Raw genomic sequence first — 20,996 nt, 5'->3', positions numbered from 1 at the left:
CGCATGACCCGCATCGGACGCGTCGAACGCACCACCAAGGAGACCTCGGTCCTGGTCGAGATAGACCTCGACGGCACCGGGAAGACCGACATCTCCACGGGCGTCGGCTTCTACGACCACATGCTGGACCAGCTCGGCCGGCACGGACTCTTCGACCTCACTGTGAAGACCGAGGGCGACCTGCACATCGACACCCACCACACCATCGAGGACACCGCCCTCGCCCTCGGCGGCGCCTTCAAGCAGGCCCTCGGCGACAAGGTCGGCATCTACCGGTTCGGCAACTGCACCGTGCCGCTGGACGAGTCGCTCGCGCAGGTCACCGTCGACCTCTCCGGCCGCCCCTACCTGGTGCACACCGAGCCGGAGACGATGGCGCCGATGATCGGCACCTACGACACCACCATGACCCGGCACATCCTGGAGTCCTTCGTGGCCCAGGCGCAGATCGCCCTGCACGTCCACGTGCCGTACGGGCGCAACGCGCACCACATCGTGGAGTGCCAGTTCAAGGCGTTGGCCCGGGCGCTGCGCTACGCCGCCGAGCGCGACCCGCGCGCGGCCGGCATCCTCCCGTCGACCAAGGGTGCGCTGTGAGCAAGTCTGCGATCGTCCTTCTCTTCGTCGGCCTCTTCCTGGCCGGCGGCGTGATCTCGTTCTGGAAGCAGAAGATCCCGAAGGGCGTCATCGTGGTGCTCGCGCTCGGCTCGGTGATGTGTCTCGTCTCCGGCCTGATGCGCCTGTAATCCGTCGAGCGACCGAAAGACTGGACACCTGAACATGGGCAAGAACGTCGTCGTGCTCGACTACGGCTCCGGCAACCTCCGCTCGGCCCAGCGCGCCCTGGAGCGCACCGGGGCGAACGTCACCGTCACGTCCGACTTCCGGACCGCGATGGACGCGGACGGCCTGCTCGTCCCCGGCGTGGGCGCCTTCGAGGCCTGCATGCGCGGGCTGAGGGCCGTCCGCGGTGACTGGATCATCGGCCGCCGGCTCGCCGGGGGCCGCCCCGTCATGGGCATCTGCGTCGGCATGCAGATCCTCTTCGAGCGGGGGGTCGAGCACGGCGTCGAGACCGCCGGCTGCGACGAGTGGCCGGGCACCGTGGAACCGCTGGAGGCGCCGGTCGTCCCGCACATGGGCTGGAACACCGTCGACGCCCCCGCGGACGGCCGGATGTTCGCCGGCCTCGACGCCGACACCCGCTTCTACTTCGTGCACTCCTACGCGGTGCGCAGCTGGGAGCTGGAGGTCCACAGCGCGCGGATCAACCCCCCGCTGGTGACCTGGGCCACCCACGGCGAGCCGTTCGTGGCGGCCGTCGAGAACGGTCCGCTCTGGGCCACCCAGTTCCACCCGGAGAAGTCCGGCGACGCCGGCGCCGCCCTGCTGACCAACTGGGTCAGCACCCTCTGACGATCTGAGAGTTGCCAACACTATGAGCCGCCTCGAACTGCTCCCCGCCGTCGACGTCCGGGACGGCCAGGCCGTCCGCCTGGTCAAGGGCGCCTCCGGCACCGAGACCTCCTTCGGCGAGCCGCTCGCCGCCGCCCTCGCCTGGCAGAGCGCCGGCGCCGAGTGGCTCCACCTGGTCGACCTCGACGCCGCCTTCGGCACCGGCTCCAACCGCGAGCTGCTCCGCGAGGTCACCGCCGCCCTCGACATCAAGGTCGAGCTGTCCGGCGGCATCCGCGACGACGAGTCGCTGGCCGCCGCGCTCGCCACCGGCTGCACCCGGGTGAACCTCGGCACCGCCGCCCTGGAGAGCCCCGAGTGGGTCGCCAAGGTCATCGCCGAGCACGGCGACAAGATCGCCGTCGGCCTGGACGTGGTCGGCACCACCCTGCGCGGCCGCGGCTGGACCCGCGACGGCGGACAGCTCTTCGACGTGCTGGCCCGCCTCGACTCCGAGGGCTGCGCCCGGTACGTGGTCACCGACGTCAACCGCGACGGCACCCTGACCGGCCCCAACCTGCAGCTGCTGCGCGACGTCTGCGCCGCCACCGACCGCCCCGTGGTCGCCTCCGGCGGCGTCTCCTCGCTGGACGACCTCCGGGCGATCGCGACGCTGGTCGGCGAGGGAGTCGAGGGCGCGATCGTCGGCAAGGCACTCTACGAGCAGAAGTTCACCCTCGAAGAGGCCCTGGAGGCAGTGTCCCGATGAGCGAACCCCCGGCCGCGCGGCGGCTCGACCGAGTACCGGGCTCCTTCCCCCAGGAGGAGGAGTTCGGCTTCTCCCGAGCCGTCGCGGCCGGGGACTTCCTCTTCGTGTCCGGCGCCACCGCCCTCGACGTCGACGGCGTCGTCCACCACGAGGGCGACCCGTACGGGCAGACGCTCGCCGCCTTCGGGACGGCGCGCGAGGCCCTCGAACGGTTCGGCCTCACCCTCGCGGACGTGGTCCGCACCCGGATGTACGTGACCCACGCCCGGGACTGCTCCGAGGCCGGCCGCGCCCACAAGTTCCTCTTCGACACGGTCCGTCCGGCCGCCACCATGGTGGTGGTCGAGGGCCTGGTCGACTCCCGGATGATGGTCGAGGTCGAGATCGACGCCTATCGTGCCGGGCTCGCCAAGACTCTGGAAGGCAGACAGCAGTGACCCTCGCAGTACGTGTCATCCCTTGCCTGGACGTCGACGCCGGCCGCGTGGTCAAGGGCGTCAACTTCCAGAACCTGCGGGACGCCGGCGACCCGGTCGAGATGGCCAAGCTCTACGACGCCGAGGGTGCGGACGAGCTGACCTTCCTCGACATCACCGCCTCCTCCGGCGACCGCGAGACCACCTACGACGTGGTGCGCCGCACCGCCGAGCAGGTCTTCATCCCGCTCACCGTCGGCGGCGGCGTCCGCGCCGTCGAGGACGTCGACAAGCTGCTCCGGGCCGGCGCCGACAAGGTCGGCGTCAACACCGCGGCCATCGCCCGGCCGGAGCTGGTCCGGGAGATCGCCCGGCGGTTCGGCCGTCAGGTGCTGGTCCTCTCGGTCGACGCCCGGCGCTGCCCGCCCGGTACCGAGACGGAGTCGGGCTTCGAGGTCACCACGCACGGCGGGCGCCAGGGCACCGGCCTGGACGCCGTCGAGTGGGCCGGGCGCGCCGCCGAGCTGGGCGCGGGCGAGATCCTGCTCAACTCGATGGACGCGGACGGCACCAAGGACGGGTACGACCTGGAGCTGATCCGGGCCGTCCGCAAGACCGTCTCGGTGCCGGTGATCGCCTCCGGCGGCGCCGGGAAGCTCGCCGACTTCGCCCCGGCGGTGGAGGCCGGTGCGGACGCGGTGCTGGCCGCCAGCGTCTTCCACTTCGGCGACCTGCGGATCGGCGAGGTCAAGAACGCGCTGCGGGAGGCCGGGCAGCCGGTCCGCTGAGGGCGGGCCGGGCACCCGGCGCCCCGGGACTCCGGGGTGCCCGCCCCGGAGTCACTTCAGGGCGAGCAGCACCAGCAGGACGAGCACCAGCAGGCTCAGTGCTCCGATGACGGCGAGGGCGGGACGGCCGAATCCGCCCGGGACGCCCGGAGCCCCCGGCGTCCCGGCGGGCGCTACCGGTCCGGGGCCGCGAGCGACTCCAGGATCCCGCCGAGCAGGATCAGCCCCCGCCCCGCCGAGGTCAGGACCCGCGCGGTCCCGTGCAGCAGACCCGGCGGGATCGGGAGCGGGCGCGGGCCCGGTGGCCCCGCTCCGCCCCCCGGGTGGGAGAGGCACGTCGACGACGTGCAGGAGCTCCTTCGTCCGGCGCGGTTCCAGTTCGGTCAGCGGCAGCTCCTCGCCGCCCTCGGCCGGGCCGGGGAGGTCGGTCGTGCCCGGGAGCGGATCCACGGGGCGGCGCGGGTTGTCGGCGAGGAAGTAGCTCCGGACCGAGCCCCGGACCAGCTCGTGCACCGCGTCGAAGTACGCGGCGGTGGGCCGGCCGGTGGGCCGTTCCAGGGTGACCACCCCCTCGACCAGGGGCGCGATCCGGCTGCCGCTGCGGGCGACCTCGCCCTCCTGGTCCACCTCCCGGGCGCTCAGCGGGACCATCCGGTAGAGCAGCCAGAAGCTTCCGCCGTCGGCGCCGATCAGCTGCACCAGGGAGGCGGAGCCGTTCAGGCTGCCGCCCGCGGTGCTGCTGAGGACGGACGCCCGGCGGCGTTCGACCAGGAAGTCCGGCGCGGCGGCGAGCCCGTAGCCGGTGGTCGGGGCGCAGACGATGGCGAACGGCCAGACCGTCTGGCGGCGGGTGCCGGCGGCGGCGCTCATGCCCGGGCCGTCCAGAGGTCGAGCCGGGAGCCGGGGTGCTCGTCCTCGAACTCCTCCAGCCGGGCCTGGAACGCCTTGGCGATGCGGACCAGTGCCTGCTGGTCGGTGGCGGCCTGCTCGACCGCCCGGCGCAGCTGGGCGGCACTCTCCTCGATCCGGCGGCCGTGGCGCCGCGCCTGCTCGTCGACGTACTCGGCGAGGGCGTCGACGACGACCTCGCCGGCGGTCTTCAGCAGCGGGTTCCTGGTGGCGCGGGTGGCGAGGAACGCCCGGACCAGCGGCATGCCGGCGCTGACCCGCCGGAAGATCCGCAGCAGGCCCTCGGAGTTCCCCGGCGCACGGACGGCGGGGTTCTCCCGGGCCCGGGTGTACTTCCTCAGCTCGGTCGTGAAGAGGTCCACCACGACGGCCATGAACGGCACCTCGACGTCGAGCGGGTCGGGCCGGGCGCCGGGCGTCTTGACCACGTGGCCGTTCTCGTCGAGGCGGGCGAAGCCGCGGCCCACCGAGCTGACGGGGATGAGCCGGATCACGCCGCCGTCGCCCTGCAGCGCGCGTCGGCCGTCGACGAAGAGCCGGAACTCCCGCGTCGCGCAGAGCCGGTCGGCCACCTGCTCCAGGGTGTGGCCGGCCGTCTCCAGCAGGTCCCACTTGGTCAGGACGAAGTGGACCACCGCGTCCTGGTTGGCACCGAGGTGGCTGAAGACGGGCCGGTACTCGCTGATCAGCCGGTTGTCGCCGGCCAGGAAGCGCAGAACCCTCTCGCCGTCCAGCAGGATCAGCAGGAAGGGCGAGGCGGTCATCAGCCGGTCGAGCTTCTCCAGCGACTCCGGGTACAGGTCCCCCTGGGTGAGGAGCTCGCCGCTGTAGTCGACGTAGGAGACGGCGAACGGGGTGAGCCGCCGCCGCGCCGGTGTGCTGACGGTGCAGGTGAAGTCCCAGACCGGGAAGTCCGCCGGGGTGGAGGGGATCGGCCAGTCGCCCGGGCCGACGACCTGCTCGTAGACGGCGTTGAGCTGCTGGGACTGGCCGAGCGGCAGGGTCACCGAGAAGCCGAGTTCGGGGTCCTGCTGGGAGAGCCTGGCGAAGAGACTGGCCAGGTACACGGTCTTGCCGGAGGATCGTGGACCCACCACGGTCACCGGGATCGAAGACATGAGCGCCCTTTCCGTACGAGCGGTCCGCACCACGGGCCCCGCGGGCGGGCCCGGGGCGTAGTAGAGCGCGCCGGCGGCGGCCCGAACCCGTCGCAGGACGGGTTCGGGGGCTTCGCAAGGGTTCCGTGACCGGATCTCGGCCGGGCGGCGATCCTCTGCGGGTCAGCGGCCCGGTTCGCCCTCGGCGGCGACGGCGAGCAGCCCGGGCAGCGACAGGACGACGGTGCTGCGGCGGCCGAGCCGGAGCAGGCCGCGGTCGGCCAGCTCGTGCAGGGCGTGGTGGACCCGCCGCTCGCCGGCGCCGATCAGGGCGCCCAGCTCGACCTGGGTCAGCCGGGGGCGGATGGTGATCCCGCGCGGGCCGGCGCTGCCGTACCGCCGGGCGAGGTCGGCGAGGTCGTGGGCGAGCCGGTTGACGACCTGCTCGGAGGCGAGGCCGACCAGGCGGCGGGTGGCGGTGCGACTGCGGTTCACCAGGCAGCGGCTCAGCGCGATGCCGGCGACCGGGTGGGTGCCGAGCCAGTGCAGCCAGTCGGGTTGGGAGATCCGGCGGACGGTGACCGGACCGGCGGCGCTCACCGTGGCGGACCGGGGGCGGTCGTCGAGGGCGGCGGCCTCGCCGACGATGTCCCCGTACGCGCGGACGTCGAGCAGGACGGGCGTGCCGGCGGTGTCCTCGACGGTGGCCTTGGCGAAGCCGTCCAGCAGGAGCAGGACGAAGCGGCCGTGGTCCTGGTCGAGGATGAGGGTCTCGTCGTGGCCGTGCACGCGCCGGGTGCCCAGCCGGAGGATGTCCTGCTCGGCGGCGAGCGCGGCCGGTGACCCGTCGCGGCGCAGTTCGGCGAGGAGGGTGCCCTCGGGCCAGCCCCGGGCCGGCGGGCGTGCCGCCGGTGGCCGCACGGCCGGCGGGCCCGGCCGGGCGGCCGGGTTCGGCTGCCGGGGGTCCTGGCGGTGGGGGTTCGCGTGGTGGTGGTCCGGGTGGTGGTTCGGTGCTGTCGGCTGCGCCGGTCTCAACCCGTGGTCCTCCGCTGCACGGTGGATGGGCGGCGATCCCGCCGGGGGATCGGCCGTGGGGATGCCCTGGTGAGGCTAGCGCAGCGGCCGGGGTACGGGAAGGCCGCGCGCGGCCCCCGCAGAGGCGCCCTTGGTTCGCCAACTTCCTTGTCCTGTAACGGACATGGCGAACGAGGGGGCCGCCTCCGCGGGGTCGGGCGGGCCGGCCGGACCGGTCAGGACTCCTGCGGCGGCTCGCCCTTGATCAGCGCGAACGGGGCACCGAACGGGTCGGCCAGCCAGGCCAGCACGCCGACGTCCGGGACGTGCTCCGGGCCCATCAGCACCGTGCCGCCGGCCGCGGTGGCCCGGGCGACCACCGCCGGCACGTCCGACGAACCGAAGTACGGGGTCCAGGCGGTCGCCTGGTCCTCGCCCATCACCGGGGCGATGCCGCCGAAGGTGGCGTCCTGCTGGTCGCCGTCGGCGGTGGAGACCACCCGGTACGTACCGCCGGGGGAGGGGAGGTCGGCGTGGCGCCAGCCGAACACCCGCTCGTAGAAGGCGAACCCGGCGTCCACGTCGGTGGTGTGCAGCTCGGCCCAGATCAGCGCGCCGTCCTCGGAGACGACGTCCAGGCCGGTGACCGCGCCGGGCTGCCAGAGCGCGAACCGGGCGCCCTGCGGGTCGGTCAGCTGGGCCATCCGCCCGGCGTCCATCACGTCGAAGGGTGGGACGCGGACGGAGCCGCCGGCCTGCTCGACGGCCTTGGTGGCGGCGTCCGCGTCCGGCGTGCGCAGGTACGTCGTCCAGGCGGACTGCGCGCCCTCCTCGGTGAGCGGGCCGATGGCCGCGACCGTCCGGCCGTCCGACTGGAGGAAGCCGTAGCCGCCGGCCTCCGGGCCGGCCGACCGGAAGGTCCAGCCGAACACCGAGCCGTAGAACGCGGCGGCGGCGGCCGGGTCCGGACTGCCGAGGTCGATCCAACAGGGGGAACCGGTGGGGAAGTCGGTGGTGAGCATGGTGTCGCGCTCCTTCGACGGGACGGGGCCGGGCAGCCCTCAGACGGCCGTGGAGGCGCCCCTCCCCGGCCCTCTGCGAGTCTGCACCCCGCCACTGACATCCGCAGCCGGGGCGGGCCCGGCCTGCGGCGACACCGGTTCGGCCGGCAGGTCCTACGGGAGCGGCAGGACGTGGCGGAGGGCCTCGACGGCGTCCGGCGGGCCGTCCACGGCCAGCTCGGCGCGGGCACCCCGGCCGAAGGCGAAGAGCAGCAGCTCGCCCGGCTCGCCGGTGATCCGCACGGTCGACGAACCGGACGGGCCGACGGTCGGGCCCGCGCCGTCCGGACGGTGCAGCTCCAGCCGTACGGGGGAGCGGCGGCCGGCCTCCAGCCGGGCGATCAGCGGCAGCCGGCGCCAGAGCGCCTCCGTCCGGCCGGGCGGCACCGGCCGGCGCACGGGGTCGGCACCGGCCCGCGCGACGTCCTCGGCGTGCACGAAGTACTCGACGGTGTTGGCCGCCTCGTCCGCTCCGGGCAGCGAGAACAGCGAGAACACCGGAGGACCGGAGCGGAACAGCCGGATCAGCTCCTCGTACGGGCGGTCGGCGTACGCGTCCTGCACCCGTCGGGTCCGGCCGGCCAGCGGGCCGCCCCGGATGCCCGCCGCCGCGTCCGGCCGGCGCTCCCGGAGCACCAGGTGGGCGGCGAGGTCCCGGGTGGACCACCCGGCACAGAGGGTGGGCGCGTCCGGCCCGGCGGCGGCCAGCAGTTCGGCGAGGCGGTGACGCTCGGCGAGGGCGTGGTTCGACATGCCGCCCAGCCTAGTCAGATGACGTGCCCCGGGTGAGGGACCCGGGCACTCACGGGCGGAGGTTGCCGGTGAGCTTGGTGGAGTCGAGGCGGTTGCTCGCCGTCAGGGTGCAGGTGTAGTCCCGCCAGCCCTGCTGGTAGAAGGTCTTGGTCGGACCCACGGGGTAGCTGTAGTACGGGCCGCCGCCGCCCTGGCGGGCCTCGGCGGCGGCCTGCGCCTCCTTGCAGCCGTCCCGCATCGCGTTGGCGATCTGGTAGTCGCCGCTCAGACCCTCCGGGAGCAGCAGGTCGGCGATCGCCTCGCCGTCGTGCCGGCCCTCGCAGGGCCGTGCCTCCGGCTTGGTGATGGTCCTGCTGAGCTGCGGGTGGTCGAAACAGGTGCCGACCGTGAAGAACGTGTACGGGACCACCTTGGTGGGCGTCGGGGTCGGGGTCGGCGTGGGGGTCGGGGTGGGTGTGGGCGTGGGCCTCGGGGAGGTCGTGGCGGGGGAGGGCGGGGGCGGCTGGGCGGCCGGCTTCTCCTCCGGCCAGAGCAGCACGGTGGCCACCACCGCGAGCAGGACGGCCAGCACCGCCACGACGGCGAGCAGCAGCCCCCGCGACGGCCCGGCGGCGGGCCCGGTGCCGGGACGGCCGGCCCCCGGCGCGCCGGCACCCGGCCGGTCGCGGCTCGAACGGTCGGTACTCGGACGGTCGGTGCCCGGGGGCTCGGCGGCGGGCGGCTCGGTGGTCATGGGCACGAGGATGGCCCAGAGCGGTGCCGGTCGGCAGCCGGTTGGCACAACTCGTCCGATCCGGGCCCGGACCTCGGGCGGCGTCCCGCGGACCGGGCCCGGGCCGGCCCGGTCGGCAGGGCGTTCCCCGGCCTCCGGGCGGACCGTCCGGGCCGGGCCCGCGGCGGCGGCCGGGATCCGGACGGCGGGCGTCGCGAGCGGACCGGACTGACACAATGGCCCCATGTCCACCACACCCGCCGCCCCCGGCTCCACCGCCCTCGCCCCCGAGATCGCCGCGCGCCTCAAGCGCACCGAGGACGGCCTGCTCCCGGCTGTCGCGCAGCAGTACGACACCGGCGAGGTGCTGATGCTCGGCTGGATGGACGACGAGGCGCTGCACCGCACCCTCACCACCGGCCGCTGCACCTACTGGAGCCGCAGCCGCCGCGAGTACTGGGTGAAGGGCGACACCTCCGGCCACGTCCAGCAGGTGAAGTCGGTCGCGCTGGACTGCGACGGCGACACCCTGCTGGTCAAGGTGGACCAGACCGGCGCGGCCTGCCACACCGGCGACCGCACCTGCTTCGACGCCGACGTGCTCCCCCTCGGCTGACCACCCCCACCCCACTTCCGTAAGGTGCCGCCCGCCATGGACCTCGAAGCCTTCCGCAAACTCGCCGTCGACACCCGGGTCATCCCGGTCACCCGCAGGCTCCTCGCGGACGGCCTCACCCCGATCGGTCTCTACCGCAGCCTGGCCGCCGAGCGCCCCGGCACCTTCCTGCTGGAGTCCGCGGAGCAGGGCCGCAGCTGGTCCCGCTACTCCTTCGTGGGCGTCCGCAGCGAGGCCGCGCTGACCGTCGGCCCGGACGGCGGCGCCCGCTGGCACGGCGCCCCGCCGGTCGGCATCCCCACCACCGGCGACCCGCTGGAGGTGCTGCGCGCCGCGCTGGAGACCCTGCACACCCCGCGCAGCGCCGACGACGGCCTCCCGCCGCTCACCGGCGGCCTGGTCGGCTACCTCGGCTACGACGTGGTCCGCCGGCTGGAGAAGCTCCCGGACCTCAACCCGGACGACCTGAAGCTCCCCGAGCTGACCATGCTGCTCGCCACCGACCTCGCCGTGCTCGACCACGCCGACGGCACGGTGCTGCTGATCGCCAACGCCGTCAACCACAACGACCTGGCCAGCGGCGTCGACGAGGCGTACGCGGACGCGGTCGCCCGGCTGGACGCCATGGAGACCGACCTGCTGAAGCCGGTCGACCCCGGCCTCGCCACCTTCACCCCGACCGGCCCCGGCGAGGTCCGCTCGCCGTTCGGCGGGGAGCCCTACCGGGCCGCGGTCGAGGAGATCAAGGAGCGGATCCGGGCCGGCGAGGCCTTCCAGGTGGTGCCCTCGCAGCGGTTCGAGGCGCCCTGCCCGGCCTCCGCGCTCGACGTCTACCGCGTCCTGCGCACCACCAACCCCAGCCCGTACATGTACCTGTTCCGGTTCCCCGGGCCGGACGGCGCCGCCGAGGGCGGCTTCGACGTGGTCGGCTCCAGCCCGGAGGCGCTGGTCAAGGTCACCGACGGCGAGGCGATGCTGCACCCGATCGCCGGCACCCGGCACCGCGGCGCCACCCCGCAGGAGGACAGCGACTTGGCCGCCGAGCTGCTCGCCGACCCCAAGGAGCGGGCCGAGCACCTGATGCTGGTCGACCTCGGCCGCAACGACCTCGGGCGGGTCTGCGAGCCGGGCAGCGTCGAGGTCGTCGACTTCATGCACATCGAGCGGTACAGCCACGTCATGCACATCGTCTCCACCGTGACCGGCCGGGTCGCCGAGGGCCGGACCGCCTTCGACGTGCTCACCGCCTGCTTCCCGGCCGGCACCCTCTCCGGGGCGCCCAAGCCGCGCGCGATGCGGATCATCGAGGAGCTGGAGCCCACCCGCCGCGGCCTGTACGGCGGCTGCGTCGGCTACCTGGACTTCGCCGGGGACTCCGACACCGCGATCGCGATCCGGACGGCGGTCCTGCGCGACGGCACCGCGTACGTCCAGGCCGGCGCCGGCGTGGTGGCCGACTCCGACCCGCACGGCGAGGACACCGAATGCCGCAACAAGGCCGCCGCCGTCCTGCGCGCGGTGGCCACGGCGAATACGCTGCGCACGCCGGCGGTGTGAGCCGCCGTAAGGAGCCGGGATGTCGCAGGACCAGGGTGCCGGATCGGCCTGGGACGTGCTGGAGGGCGTGAACCTCCCGCGCGGGTACCGGGTGGAGATCACGGACGGGAAGATCATCATGACGCCCCGGGGGGAGAGCCACCGGGCCGTCGTGCGCAGCGCGGCCGCGCAGCTGGAGCAGCAGCTCGCGGGCCGCGGCACCGTTCTCGCGGACGCCATGGTCGACTTCCCCTCGGCCCGCTCCGGCTACGCCCCCGACCTGGCGGTCGTCGCCCCCGGCGCCGAGCGCAACGGCCGCGGCCGGTTCGCGTGGCACGACCTCGAAGCGGTGATCGAGGTGGTGCCGCCGTCCGGCCGGGACCACGACCACGTGACGAAGGTGCGCACCTACGGCGGGTGCGGGATCCCGCTGTACGTCGTGGTGGACCAGGCCGAGGCGGTCTGCACGGTGCACAGTGCCCCGCAGCGCACCGGCGGCTACCGGGAGGCGGAGCGGGTGCCCTTCGGCAACGACGTGTTCCTGCCGTCGGCGGACCGGACCCTGGTGCTGTCGACCGACGACTTCCCGGTCGACCCGGCGTAGGTCCGGCGCGTGGTGTCAGGGATAGTGGACGGGTGAGCGTTCCTACCCAGTCCCGTACCGAGACCGAGCCCGTCCCCGCGAAGGGCGGCGCCGGGCGGCGGACGCTCGGCCTGATGCTGCTGCTGACCGCGCTGGGCGCGGTCCTGGTGCTGACCGCCGCCGGCCGCGTCTGGGCCGAGGGCCTGGCCGGCACCCTGGAGGTCTCCGTCACCGGCGGGAGGATCTCCGAACTGCCCGCCGGGCTGGCGCTGGTGGCGCTGGCGGCTGCGGTCGCGGTGTTCGCGGTGCGCGGCGCCGGGCGGCTCGCGGTGGGCGCCCTGACCCTGCTGGCCGGGCTCGGCGCGGCGGCGGCCGCCGTGGCGGGCGCCGGGGACACCGCGGCGCTGGACGGCGAGGCGGCCCGCAAGCTCGCCCTGACCGGCTCCGCCGCGACCGGGGTCGGGCACACCGGATGGCCGTGGGTGGCGCTGGCCGGCGGGCTGCTGCTGGCACTGGCCGGGCTGCTCACCCTCCGGTTCGGGCGCGGCTGGCCGGCCATGGGCAGCCGTTACGAGGCCCCGACCGGGAAGGCGCCGGTGTCGCGGAAGACCGCGGCCGCGGAGAGTCCGGCCGACCTGTGGAAGGCGCTGGACCGGGGCGAGGACCCGACCGCCGGCTGACCGGCCGGCGCACGGCGCGCGCTGTGACGCGATAGACCCTCCACCCCCTTTGGGGCACCCGTGTGTGGCCCGGCACAATGGAACCGTCAACCCGCCAGGGGCCCGCAGGCCCGGCCGGGACCCGAGAGCCTAGGAGCACCATCAGATGGCAGCAGCAGCACACGGTCACACCCTCGCCGCCTGGACCGGCGTGACCATCTCCTTCATCGGTTTCGGCATCGCGGGCGTCGCCATGATCCTGCCGTCGGTGCTGCTGGTCTGGGCCGGCCTGGCGGTCGTCCTGCTCGGTGCCGTGGTGGGCAAGGCCATGGCGATGGCGGGCATGGGCCAGCAGCCCAGCACCAACGTGTACACCTCCGAGGAGCAGGCCGCGCTGGTCGCTGCCTGAGGAACTCCCGGTACTGCGCGAACGGCGGGCGCCACGCCCGCCGTTTCGTTTCTGGCGGGAGGCCCGGGCGGGCACAATCGTGGGCGTGAACGCCGCTCCCACCGCTTCCGCCGCCACCGCCCGGTCGTCCGGGCCGCGCCGGCTGGTGCCGCCGCTGACCGCCCTGGTCGCGGTGGCCGTCCCCACCGGGTACGTCGCCGCGGTCGACCCGAACGCCCCCGGGCACTACCCGGACTGTCCGTTCCTCGCGGCCACCGGCTGGTGGTGTCCCGGCTGCGGCGGGTTGCGCTGCGTCCACGCGCTGGCCCACGGGGACCTGAGCGGTGCGCTGCACGACAACGCGGTGGCGGTGCTGCTCTTCGCCGTGCTGGCGGTGCTCTGGCTGCGGTGGATCTGGTCGGCGGCGCGCGGTGTGCCGGTGCCCCGGCTCGCGCTCGGGGCGCGGCGCTGGGTGCTGGTGGGGCTGCTGGTGCTGGTCTTCACGGTGGTGCGCAACCTGCCGATCGGCGCGGGGCTGGCCCCGCCGCTGGTCTGAGGACCCCGCGCCGGTCCCGAGCCGGTCCGGCCCGTCCGGGGTGCGGCGGGCGGGGGTGGAGGAGCCGTGAAACCGCAGCTCGGAGGGGGCCCGGAGGCGTCCGCTCCGCGAGACGCGCGCTGGGCGGATGCGCTGGGCGCCCCCCCTTGCCGATACCATCGAAGGGCCGGAGGCCCACTGGCCGTCCGGCTCCTCGCTAGCAGAACTAGCAGACATGATGGGGGCGCTTGGCGTGAGTGTGCTCGACTCGATCATCGAAGGGGTCCGTGAGGACCTCGCCGAGCGGCAGGCCCGAGTGTCGCTGGACGAGCTCAAGGAGCTCGCCGCCAAGGCCCCGGACGCCAAGGACGGCGTGGCCGCGCTCAAGGGCGACGGCGTACGGGTGATCTGCGAGGTCAAGCGCTCCAGCCCGTCCAAGGGCGCCCTGGCCGCGATCGCGGACCCGGCCGCCCTGGCCGCGGACTACGCGGCCGGCGGCGCCGCCGCGATCAGCGTGCTGACCGAGCAGCGCCGCTTCGGCGGGTCGCTGGCCGACCTGGACGCCGTCCGCGCCGCGGTGGACACCCCGCTGCTCCGCAAGGACTTCATCGTCACCGCCTACCAGCTGTGGGAGGCCCGCGCGCACGGCGCCGACCTCGCGCTGCTGATCGTCGCGGCCCTCGACCAGCCGGCCCTGGTGTCGCTGATCGAGCGTGCCGAGTCGATCGGCCTCACCCCGCTGGTCGAGGTGCACGACGAGGAGGAGATCGCGCGCGCGGTGGACGCCGGCGCACGGATCATCGGCGTCAACGCCCGCAACCTGAAGACCCTCGAAGTGGACCGGAACACCTTCGGCAACGTCGTCCACGCCATCCCGGACAACGTCGTCAAGATCGCCGAGTCCGGCGTGCGCGGCCCGCTGGACGTGATCTCCTACGCCAACCTGGGCGCCGACGCGGTGCTGGTCGGCGAGTCCCTGGTGACGGGCAAGGACCCGCGCGCCGCCGTGGCCGACCTGGTCGCGGCCGGTGCCCACCCCGCGATCCGCCACAAGGACTGATCCCGCCGCCATGAAGATCGCCACCCGTCTCGCCCCCGGCTGCCGCCCGCGCGGCTGCCGCGCGCCCGCACGCCGGGTGCTGGGCAGGCGGGTGCGGTACGTCATCGGCTGCGAGCCCGGGCAGGTGCCGGGACGGCGATGGCGCGGGACGCACGGCTGACCAGCCGTTCCGACGTCCCTCTCGTCATCGTCATCTTCCCGAGTTCCCGAAGGACTTCACCATGTCCGACAAGTCCGCCAAGGACTACCTGCCCGGCGCCGAGGTGCCGGACGCACGCGGCTACTTCGGCGCGTACGGCGGCCGCTTCATCCCGGAGGCCCTCGTCGCCGCCGTGGAGCAGGTCGCCGAGGAGTACGAGAAGGCGAAGGCCGATCCGGCCTTCACCGCCGAGCTCGACGCGCTGCTCAAGGACTACACCGGCCGGCCGAGCCCGCTGACCGACGTCCACCGCTTCTCCGCCGAGGCGGGGGGCGCGCGCGTCCTGCTGAAGCGCGAGGACCTCAACCACACCGGCTCGCACAAGATCAACAACGTGCTGGGTCAGGCGCTGCTCACCCGCCGGATGGGCAAGACCCGGATCATCGCCGAGACCGGCGCCGGGCAGCACGGCGTGGCCACCGCCACCGCCTGCGCGCTGTTCGGCTTCGACTGCACCATCTACATGGGCGAGGTGGACACCCAGCGCCAGGCGCTCAACGTCGCCCGGATGCGGATGCTCGGTGCCGAGGTGGTGTCCGTCACCTCCGGCAGCCGCACCCTCAAGGACGCCATCAACGAGGCGTTCCGCGACTGGGTCGCCAACGTCGACTCCACCCACTACCTGTTCGGCACCGTCGCCGGGCCGCACCCCTTCCCGATGATGGTCCGGGACTTCCACCGGGTGATCGGCATCGAGGCGCGGCAGCAGGTCCTGGACCGGACCGGACGGCTGCCCGACGCCGTCGTCGCCTGCGTCGGCGGCGGCTCCAACGCGATGGGCATCTTCCACGAGTTCATCCCGGACGCGGGCGTGCGCCTGATCGGCTGCGAGGCGGCCGGCGAGGGCGCCGAGACCCCGAAGCACGCCGCCACCCTCACCAAGGGCGACCCGGGCGTGCTGCACGGCTCCCGCACCTACGTCCTCCAGGACGAGGACGGCCAGACCATCGAGTCGCACTCGATCTCGGCCGGCCTCGACTACCCGGGCGTCGGCCCGGAGCACGCCTGGCTGAAGGACACCGGCCGGGCCGAGTACCGGCCGGTCACCGACGACGCCGCCATGCAGGCGCTGCGGCTGCTGTCCCGCACCGAGGGCATCATCCCGGCCATCGAGAGCGCGCACGCGTTGGCCGGCGCCCTGGAGCTGGGCCGCGAGCTCGGGCCCGAGGCCACGATCCTGGTCTCGCTCTCCGGGCGCGGCGACAAGGACATGCACACCGCGGCCGAGTACTTCGGCCTGTACGACGAGCCGGGCGCCGGCTCCGCCCACGGGGGTAAGTGATCATGGCTTCGAAGCTCAGTGGCATCCTGGCCGCGGCCAAGGCGGAGAACCGCGCGGCGCTGATCGGCTACCTGCCGGCCGGCTTCCCGAGCGTGGACGGCGGGGTGCGCGCGGTCAACGCGCTGATCGAGGGCGGCTGCGACGTCGTCGAGATCGGCCTGCCGCACTCCGACCCGGTCCTGGACGGTCCGACCATCCAGACGGCCGACGACATCGCGCTGCGCGGCGGCGTCCGGATCAAGGACGTGCTGCGGACGGTGCAGGAGGTCGCGGCCGCGCACCCCGGGGCGGCGGTGCTGGTCATGACCTACTGGAACCCGGTGGAGCGGTACGGGACCGCGCGGTTCGCCGCCGACCTGGCCGCGGCCGGCGGGGTGGGCTGCATCCTGCCGGACCTTCCGGTGGAGGAGTCCGAGGAGTGGCGCAAGGCGGCGGACGAGCACGGTCTGGACACCGTGTTCGTGGTCGCGCCGAGCAGCAGGGACAAGCGGCTGGCCGAGGTCACGGCGGCCGGCAGCGGCTTCGTGTACGCGGCCGCGGTGATGGGCGTGACCGGCAGCCGGGCCCAGGTCGGCGACCTGGCCGAGGACCTGGTCGCCCGGACCAGGGCCACCACCGAGCTGCCGGTCTGCGTCGGCCTCGGGGTGTCGACCCGTGAGCAGGCCGCGCAGGTGGCCGGGTTCGCGGACGGTGTGATCGTCGGATCGGCGTTCGTGCAGCGGATCCTGGACGCGGACGGGGACGAGCGGGCCGGCCTGGCCGCCGTGCGCGCCCTCGCCGGCGAGCTGGCGGAGGGCGTCCGCCGGCGCTGACCCGCAGGACCGACGGCCCGCCGCCCCGCATTCCGGGGGCGGCGGGCCGTCGGCGTTCCCGGTCCCGGCGGGGACGACCCGAACGGGTGAACAGCGGCGGGTGCACGCATCAACGGGGGTTGACCGGCGTTGAGTGGAGGGACGAGTGCACGAACGACGTGCCCCGGTGGTGCGGAGCGAGCGGAAGGGGTCGGCCGGTGCCAGGTCTCCAGCGAGCCGTGCTGCTGCGGGCGGCCGCGGCCGCCCTGGTGCTGGGGGCCGCCCTCGGCGCCCAGGGCGTGGTCGGTCCGGCGCTGGCCAAACGGGGTGTGGAGCGCGCCGAGCGGGACGCCCACGTCTGTGCGGAGGCGGCCCGGGTGGACGCGGTGGTACGGGCCGGCCGCTCGGTCCGGGAGGGGCGACGGGACCTCGACGCGGGCCGCTACGACCTCGGCCGGCCACCGGGCTGCGATCCGAACACGCGCTAGGGCGCAATCGGACAGGGCGTCATAAACATCACTCTTTCGGCTTAACTCCTGAATATGGAGGAACCCGGCGTCACTGGTTACGGTTCATCAGGACGTGACGGTGTTTCCCGAGGGGGTTGTCCGGATGGCCGGGCCGGTGACGGAGTGGATCGGCACGGCCGCCCGACTGGGCCTCGCCGTGGTGTGGGGCTGGGCCGGGCTGGCCAAGATCGCCGACCCGGCCGAGGCCGCGCAGGCGGTGCGGGCGTACGAGATCCTGCCGGAGGGCCTGGTCAAACCGGTCGGCCACGCGCTGCCCTTCCTGGAGCTGGCGCTCGCGCTGCTCCTGGTGATCGGCCTCGGCGTGCGGCTGGTCGCCGTGGTCTCCGCGGTGCTGCTGCTCGCCTTCATCGGCGGGATCGCCTCCGCGTGGGCGCGCGGCATCTCGATCGACTGCGGCTGCTTCGGCGGCGGCGGGGCGGTGGACGCCTCGCAGACCGAGTACCTGCAGGAGATCCTGCGCGACACCGGGTTCCTGCTGCTGGCCGGGTGGCTGATCTGGCGGCCCCGCACCAAGTTCTCGGTGGACGGCTGGCTGGCGAGCTGAACAGCACGTCGGGCCGCCCCGTCGCACCGCATCCCCACCCCCGAACCTGGAATGTCCAAGGCTGATGAGCGAGAAGAACCGAGAAGGCAAGCGCACCGCCCGCGAGCGGATGCTGGCGGAACGGGCCGAGGACGAGGCCCGCGGCCGGCGCAAGAAGAAGCTGATCATCGGCGGGGTGGCACTGGCCGTGATCGCCGCCGCGGTGGTCACCGGCGTGGTGGTGCAGAACGAACGGTCCAAGCCCGAGACCCCCGCCGCCGCCCCCGCCGGCACCATCGGTGACAAGAACCTGGTCATCCCGGTCGGCGCGGCCGACGCCCCGGCCACGCTCACCGTCTACGAGGACCCGCGCTGCCCGGCCTGCGCGATCTTCGAGAAGGAGTTCGCCGAGACCATCGACCGGCTGCAGGACGAGGGCAAGATCGTCGGGAACTACCACATCGTCTCGTTCATCGACCGGGCGGTGGGCGGCAAGGGCTCCAAGTACGGGGCCAACGCGCTGGGCTGCGCCCAGGACGCCGGGAAGTTCCGCGCCTACCACGACGTCCTCTACCGCAACCAGCCGCAGGAGACCGACGACGCCTTCGGCAAGACCTCGACCCTGATCGAGCTGGCCAAGCAGGTGCCGGGGCTGAACACTCCGGAGTTCGAGGCGTGCGTCAACGACAACAAGTACAGCGGATGGGTGTCGGCGGTGCAGCAGGACTTCGACAAGTCCAGCTACAAGTCCACGCCGACGGTGCTGCTCAACGGGCAGCCGATCTACCCCAAGTACAACAACGAGGAGATCACCCCGGCCAACCTCACCAAGTGGGTGGACGCGGCCAACCAGGGCAAGCAGCCGGGTACCGCGAGCGCGTCGGCCGCCCCCTCCGGCCCGGCCGCCACCCCGACCGCCGGCTGACCCGTACCCGTGCGGATACCGCCGTCTCCTCCCCGTCCGGAGGGGGCGGCGGTGCGCTGTGCGCCGATCTGTGACCCTGGGGGTGCCCGGCGGAGGCCGTGGACCCTGTAGCGTCGGAGCTGCCATGGATATCGCCTACATTCCCAGCCCGTCGCGGGGCGTCCTGTACATCGGACCGGTCCCGCTGCGCGCGTACGCCTTCTGCATCATCCTCGGTGTCGTCGTGGCCGTCTGGCTCGGCAGCAGGCGCTGGGTCGCCCGCGGCGGTGGCAAGCACACGGTCGGCGACATCGCCGTCTGGGCTGTGCCGTTCGGCCTGGTCGGCGGCCGGCTCTACCACGTGATCACCGATCACCAGCTGTACTTCGGCGAGGGGAAGAACCCCTGGAACGCCCTCAAGATCTGGGAGGGCGGCCTCGGGATCTGGGGCGCGATCGCGCTCGGCGCGGTCGGTGCCTGGATCGGCGCCCGCCGCCGGGGCGTTCCGCTGCCCGCCTACGCCGACGCGATCGCACCGGGCATCGCGCTGGCCCAGGCGCTCGGCCGCTGGGGCAACTGGTTCAACCAGGAGCTGTACGGCCGGGAGACCACGCTGCCGTGGGGCCTGGAGATCCAGAAGACGCTGCCCGGCGGCGAAACGGTCACCGGGATCTACCACCCGACCTTCCTCTACGAGTCGCTCTGGTGCGTCGGTGTCGCGGCGCTGGTGATCTGGGCGGACCGCCGGTTCACCCTGGGCCACGGCCGGGCCTTCGCGCTGTACGTGGCCGGGTACACGGTGGGCCGGTTCTGGACCGAGTACCTGCGGATCGACGACGCGCACCACGTGCTCGGCCTGCGGCTCAACGGCTGGGTCGCGGTCGTGGTCTTCGTGGGGGCCGTCGCCTACTTCGTGATCGTGGGGAAGAAGCGGCCCGGCCGCGAGGACCCCGCGAGCATCGACCCGACGGCGCCCGACTCGGCGTCCGCGGCGGCCGTGACGGACCCGGACCCGGCCGTGGACGAGGAGTCGGAGGGCGCGTCCGGCGAGCCGTCGGACGGGAGGACCGGCTCGAAGCCCGGCTCGACGTCCGGCTCGACGTCCGACGCCAAGTCGGAGGACAGGCCCGGCGCGGGATCGGCCGACACGCTCGCCGAGAAGCTCGACAGGTTGGAGAAGGGCGCCAGGAACCCCGCCTGACCTGCGACGTTCATCGACTCCGGCCGCCCTCCGCACCCTGTGCGAGGGCGGCCGGAGCTTTGTTCGGACAGCCTTGCTTTGCTGGAAATGCCCAGCTCAGGAGGGCTACGGTCGATTCGTCAGCCGAACTGACGATCATTCGACCGTATGGAGGCCGGAGTACCGTGAGCGCGACCACCCTCGACCCCGAGGCCGGGCACCACCCCCGGATCCCCGCCGCCGGGCACCACCGCGACGTGAACGGCGGCTGGCTGCGACCGGCCGTGTTCGGCGCGATGGACGGGCTGGTCTCCAACGTCGCCCTGATGACCGGCGTCGTCGGCGGCGCCGTCTCCGGCGGCACCGTGGTGCTCACCGGTCTGGCGGGCCTGGCGGCCGGTGCCTGCTCGATGGCGGCGGGGGAGTACACCTCGGTCGCCTCCCAGCGCGAGCTGGTCCAGGCCGAGATCGAGGCTGAGCGGCGGGAGCTGCGCCGCAACCCGCACGGCGAGCTGGCCGAGCTGGCGCAGCTGTACGTCGAGCGCGGGGTCGATCCGGCGCTGGCCCGCGAGGTGGCCCGGCAGCTCTCGGCCGACCCGGACCGGACGCTGGAGACACACGCCCGGGAGGAGCTGGGCGTCGACCCCAACGACCTGCCCTCGCCGTGGGTGGCGGCCGGGTCCTCGTTCGTCTGCTTCGCGGCCGGTGCGCTGCTGCCGCTGCTGCCCTACCTGCTCGGTGCGACCTCGCTGCTGCCGGCCCTGCTGCTGTCGGCGGCCGGGCTGTTCGCCTGCGGGGCGGTGGTGGCCCGGGTGACGGCGCGCAGCTGGTGGTTCAGCGGGCTGCGGCAGCTGGTGCTGGGCGGGGCGGCGGCCGGGGTGACGTACCTGCTCGGGTGGCTGATCGGCGGGCAGGTCGGCTGACGGGCCCGCCGGGGCCGCTCGGCCGGCCCGCCGGGCCGGCCCGAGGGCTGGGCGGGTGTGCGGGCGGCGCCGTAGGATGGTACGGAAGTGTGCATGATTATGCGGCCGACTGCGTGACGTTCCGCACATGAAGTCCGGATGCGACCTTGCCTAGTCTCACCATTCGGGCTCGGGGTCCGATGATTCGCATCCTGCGGTCGACTCCGGGGATGGATTCGCAGGCGGCCATGATCGGCCTCTGTGGCGTGCGGGTTTCGCCCCTGTTTCGGGCCGCCGAACGCCGGGCACAATCGTCGGTACGTGCGCTGCTGCACGTCCTCTCATTGCACCCTTGACCTGCGGATCAGTCCGCGATGTGGACGCGATATTCCGC

At 73.8% G+C, this 20,996-nt stretch carries 27 protein-coding genes; 21 read left to right on the top strand and 6 right to left on the bottom strand.

Annotation, left to right across the window (positions count from 1 at the left end; genetic code table 11):
• Window positions 1-3: 3 nt before the first annotated feature.
• Genes hisB through hisF form a run of 6 tightly spaced genes read left to right on the top strand, consistent with a single transcriptional unit; the run spans window position 4 to window position 3,368 of the window.
• Window positions 4-597, top strand: coding sequence for an imidazoleglycerol-phosphate dehydratase HisB (hisB, locus tag ACFWIC_RS28380; RefSeq protein ID WP_329882111.1), 594 nt, complete (start codon window positions 4-6; stop codon window positions 595-597).
• Window positions 594-746 carry a hypothetical protein gene (locus ACFWIC_RS28375; protein ID WP_329882110.1) on the top strand — a complete coding sequence of 51 codons (153 nt, stop codon included), beginning with the start codon at window positions 594-596 and terminating at the stop codon, window positions 744-746. Before hisB ends, ACFWIC_RS28375 begins: the two co-directional genes overlap by 4 nt.
• A gap of 34 nt (window positions 747-780) precedes the next feature.
• Window positions 781-1,416 carry an imidazole glycerol phosphate synthase subunit HisH gene (gene hisH, locus ACFWIC_RS28370; protein ID WP_329882109.1) on the top strand — a complete coding sequence of 212 codons (636 nt, stop codon included), beginning with the start codon at window positions 781-783 and terminating at the stop codon, window positions 1,414-1,416.
• Window positions 1,417-1,438: 22 nt separating this feature from the next.
• Entirely contained in the window at window positions 1,439-2,164 is a 726-nt protein-coding gene (gene priA / locus ACFWIC_RS28365) for a bifunctional 1-(5-phosphoribosyl)-5-((5-phosphoribosylamino)methylideneamino)imidazole-4-carboxamide isomerase/phosphoribosylanthranilate isomerase PriA (RefSeq protein WP_329952054.1), read from the top strand.
• A complete protein-coding gene (locus tag ACFWIC_RS28360) occupies window positions 2,161-2,601 on the top strand; it encodes a Rid family hydrolase (RefSeq protein ID WP_329882107.1) in 441 nt (146 codons plus the stop codon). The genes priA and ACFWIC_RS28360 overlap by 4 nt, the downstream gene beginning before the upstream one ends.
• Entirely contained in the window at window positions 2,598-3,368 is a 771-nt protein-coding gene (hisF, locus tag ACFWIC_RS28355; RefSeq protein ID WP_329882106.1) for an imidazole glycerol phosphate synthase subunit HisF, read from the top strand. Before ACFWIC_RS28360 ends, hisF begins: the two co-directional genes overlap by 4 nt.
• A gap of 51 nt (window positions 3,369-3,419) precedes the next feature.
• Here the strand turns inward: hisF and ACFWIC_RS28350 are convergent, their stop codons facing one another.
• The 6 genes from ACFWIC_RS28350 to ACFWIC_RS28325 all read right to left on the bottom strand — a co-directional run bounded on the left by ACFWIC_RS28350 (window position 3,420) and on the right by ACFWIC_RS28325 (window position 8,935).
• Window positions 3,420-4,238: a hypothetical protein gene (locus ACFWIC_RS28350; protein WP_329952055.1), complete on the bottom strand. Its 819-nt coding sequence runs from the start codon at window positions 4,236-4,238 to the stop codon at window positions 3,420-3,422.
• Window positions 4,235-5,395, bottom strand: coding sequence for a hypothetical protein (locus tag ACFWIC_RS28345; RefSeq protein ID WP_380520319.1), 1,161 nt, complete (start codon window positions 5,393-5,395; stop codon window positions 4,235-4,237). The genes ACFWIC_RS28350 and ACFWIC_RS28345 overlap by 4 nt, the downstream gene beginning before the upstream one ends.
• A gap of 162 nt (window positions 5,396-5,557) precedes the next feature.
• Window positions 5,558-6,409, bottom strand: coding sequence for a Crp/Fnr family transcriptional regulator (locus ACFWIC_RS28340; RefSeq protein ID WP_380520318.1), 852 nt, complete (start codon window positions 6,407-6,409; stop codon window positions 5,558-5,560).
• Between the two features lie 215 nt (window positions 6,410-6,624).
• The gene (locus ACFWIC_RS28335; RefSeq protein ID WP_380520317.1) at window positions 6,625-7,410 is read right to left on the bottom strand and encodes a VOC family protein; all 786 of its coding nucleotides are present in this window, start codon (window positions 7,408-7,410) and stop codon (window positions 6,625-6,627) included.
• 153 nt (window positions 7,411-7,563) lie between these two features.
• A complete protein-coding gene (locus ACFWIC_RS28330) occupies window positions 7,564-8,202 on the bottom strand; it encodes a TIGR03085 family metal-binding protein (protein WP_329952059.1) in 639 nt (212 codons plus the stop codon).
• 49 nt (window positions 8,203-8,251) lie between these two features.
• The gene (locus tag ACFWIC_RS28325; RefSeq protein ID WP_329952060.1) at window positions 8,252-8,935 is read right to left on the bottom strand and encodes a hypothetical protein; all 684 of its coding nucleotides are present in this window, start codon (window positions 8,933-8,935) and stop codon (window positions 8,252-8,254) included.
• Between the two features lie 223 nt (window positions 8,936-9,158).
• On the opposite strand from ACFWIC_RS28325, the gene hisI reads away from it, so the two are divergent.
• The 15 genes from hisI (at window position 9,159) to ACFWIC_RS28250 (ending at window position 20,623) form a co-directional block, all read left to right on the top strand.
• Entirely contained in the window at window positions 9,159-9,530 is a 372-nt protein-coding gene (hisI, locus tag ACFWIC_RS28320) for a phosphoribosyl-AMP cyclohydrolase (protein ID WP_329882099.1), read from the top strand.
• A gap of 36 nt (window positions 9,531-9,566) precedes the next feature.
• On the top strand, window positions 9,567-11,087 hold the full coding sequence (locus ACFWIC_RS28315) for an anthranilate synthase component I (protein ID WP_380520316.1): 1,521 nt from the start codon (window positions 9,567-9,569) through the stop codon (window positions 11,085-11,087).
• A gap of 19 nt (window positions 11,088-11,106) precedes the next feature.
• Window positions 11,107-11,670, top strand: coding sequence for a Uma2 family endonuclease (locus ACFWIC_RS28310; protein WP_355401540.1), 564 nt, complete (start codon window positions 11,107-11,109; stop codon window positions 11,668-11,670).
• 32 nt (window positions 11,671-11,702) lie between these two features.
• Window positions 11,703-12,329, top strand: coding sequence for a TIGR02234 family membrane protein (locus ACFWIC_RS28305; protein WP_380359399.1), 627 nt, complete (start codon window positions 11,703-11,705; stop codon window positions 12,327-12,329).
• 145 nt (window positions 12,330-12,474) lie between these two features.
• Window positions 12,475-12,717 (top strand): HGxxPAAW family protein, encoded by a 243-nt coding sequence (locus ACFWIC_RS28300; protein WP_329882094.1) that lies wholly within the window; start codon window positions 12,475-12,477, stop codon window positions 12,715-12,717.
• A gap of 85 nt (window positions 12,718-12,802) precedes the next feature.
• On the top strand, window positions 12,803-13,252 hold the full coding sequence (locus tag ACFWIC_RS28295) for a DUF2752 domain-containing protein (RefSeq protein ID WP_329882093.1): 450 nt from the start codon (window positions 12,803-12,805) through the stop codon (window positions 13,250-13,252).
• Window positions 13,253-13,484: 232 nt separating this feature from the next.
• Entirely contained in the window at window positions 13,485-14,291 is an 807-nt protein-coding gene (gene trpC, locus ACFWIC_RS28290) for an indole-3-glycerol phosphate synthase TrpC (protein ID WP_329882092.1), read from the top strand.
• A gap of 10 nt (window positions 14,292-14,301) precedes the next feature.
• Window positions 14,302-14,451, top strand: coding sequence for a tryptophan biosynthesis modulator TrpM (gene trpM / locus ACFWIC_RS28285; protein ID WP_167352964.1), 150 nt, complete (start codon window positions 14,302-14,304; stop codon window positions 14,449-14,451).
• 61 nt (window positions 14,452-14,512) lie between these two features.
• Window positions 14,513-15,772, top strand: coding sequence for a tryptophan synthase subunit beta (gene trpB / locus ACFWIC_RS28280; protein WP_329882091.1), 1,260 nt, complete (start codon window positions 14,513-14,515; stop codon window positions 15,770-15,772).
• Window positions 15,773-15,774: 2 nt separating this feature from the next.
• Window positions 15,775-16,584, top strand: a complete 810-nt coding sequence (trpA, locus tag ACFWIC_RS28275; RefSeq protein WP_329882090.1) for a tryptophan synthase subunit alpha — start codon at window positions 15,775-15,777, stop codon at window positions 16,582-16,584.
• 197 nt (window positions 16,585-16,781) lie between these two features.
• The gene (locus ACFWIC_RS28270; protein WP_329882089.1) at window positions 16,782-17,051 is read left to right on the top strand and encodes a hypothetical protein; all 270 of its coding nucleotides are present in this window, start codon (window positions 16,782-16,784) and stop codon (window positions 17,049-17,051) included.
• A 94-nt stretch (window positions 17,052-17,145) separates the two neighbouring features.
• On the top strand, window positions 17,146-17,637 hold the full coding sequence (locus tag ACFWIC_RS28265; RefSeq protein WP_329882088.1) for a MauE/DoxX family redox-associated membrane protein: 492 nt from the start codon (window positions 17,146-17,148) through the stop codon (window positions 17,635-17,637).
• Window positions 17,638-17,701: 64 nt separating this feature from the next.
• Window positions 17,702-18,541 carry a thioredoxin domain-containing protein gene (locus tag ACFWIC_RS28260; protein ID WP_329882087.1) on the top strand — a complete coding sequence of 280 codons (840 nt, stop codon included), beginning with the start codon at window positions 17,702-17,704 and terminating at the stop codon, window positions 18,539-18,541.
• 124 nt (window positions 18,542-18,665) lie between these two features.
• Window positions 18,666-19,721, top strand: coding sequence for a prolipoprotein diacylglyceryl transferase (gene lgt / locus ACFWIC_RS28255; protein WP_329952063.1), 1,056 nt, complete (start codon window positions 18,666-18,668; stop codon window positions 19,719-19,721).
• 209 nt (window positions 19,722-19,930) lie between these two features.
• On the top strand, window positions 19,931-20,623 hold the full coding sequence (locus ACFWIC_RS28250) for a VIT1/CCC1 transporter family protein (protein WP_380361015.1): 693 nt from the start codon (window positions 19,931-19,933) through the stop codon (window positions 20,621-20,623).
• Window positions 20,624-20,996: the final 373 nt, after the last annotated feature.

The organism is Kitasatospora sp. NPDC127035 (genome assembly GCF_042726075.1).
Classification (GTDB): Bacteria; Actinomycetota; Actinomycetes; order Streptomycetales; family Streptomycetaceae; genus Kitasatospora.
Note: the sequence above shows the minus strand (reverse complement) of the source record. Positions and strands in the feature narration are given on the sequence as shown.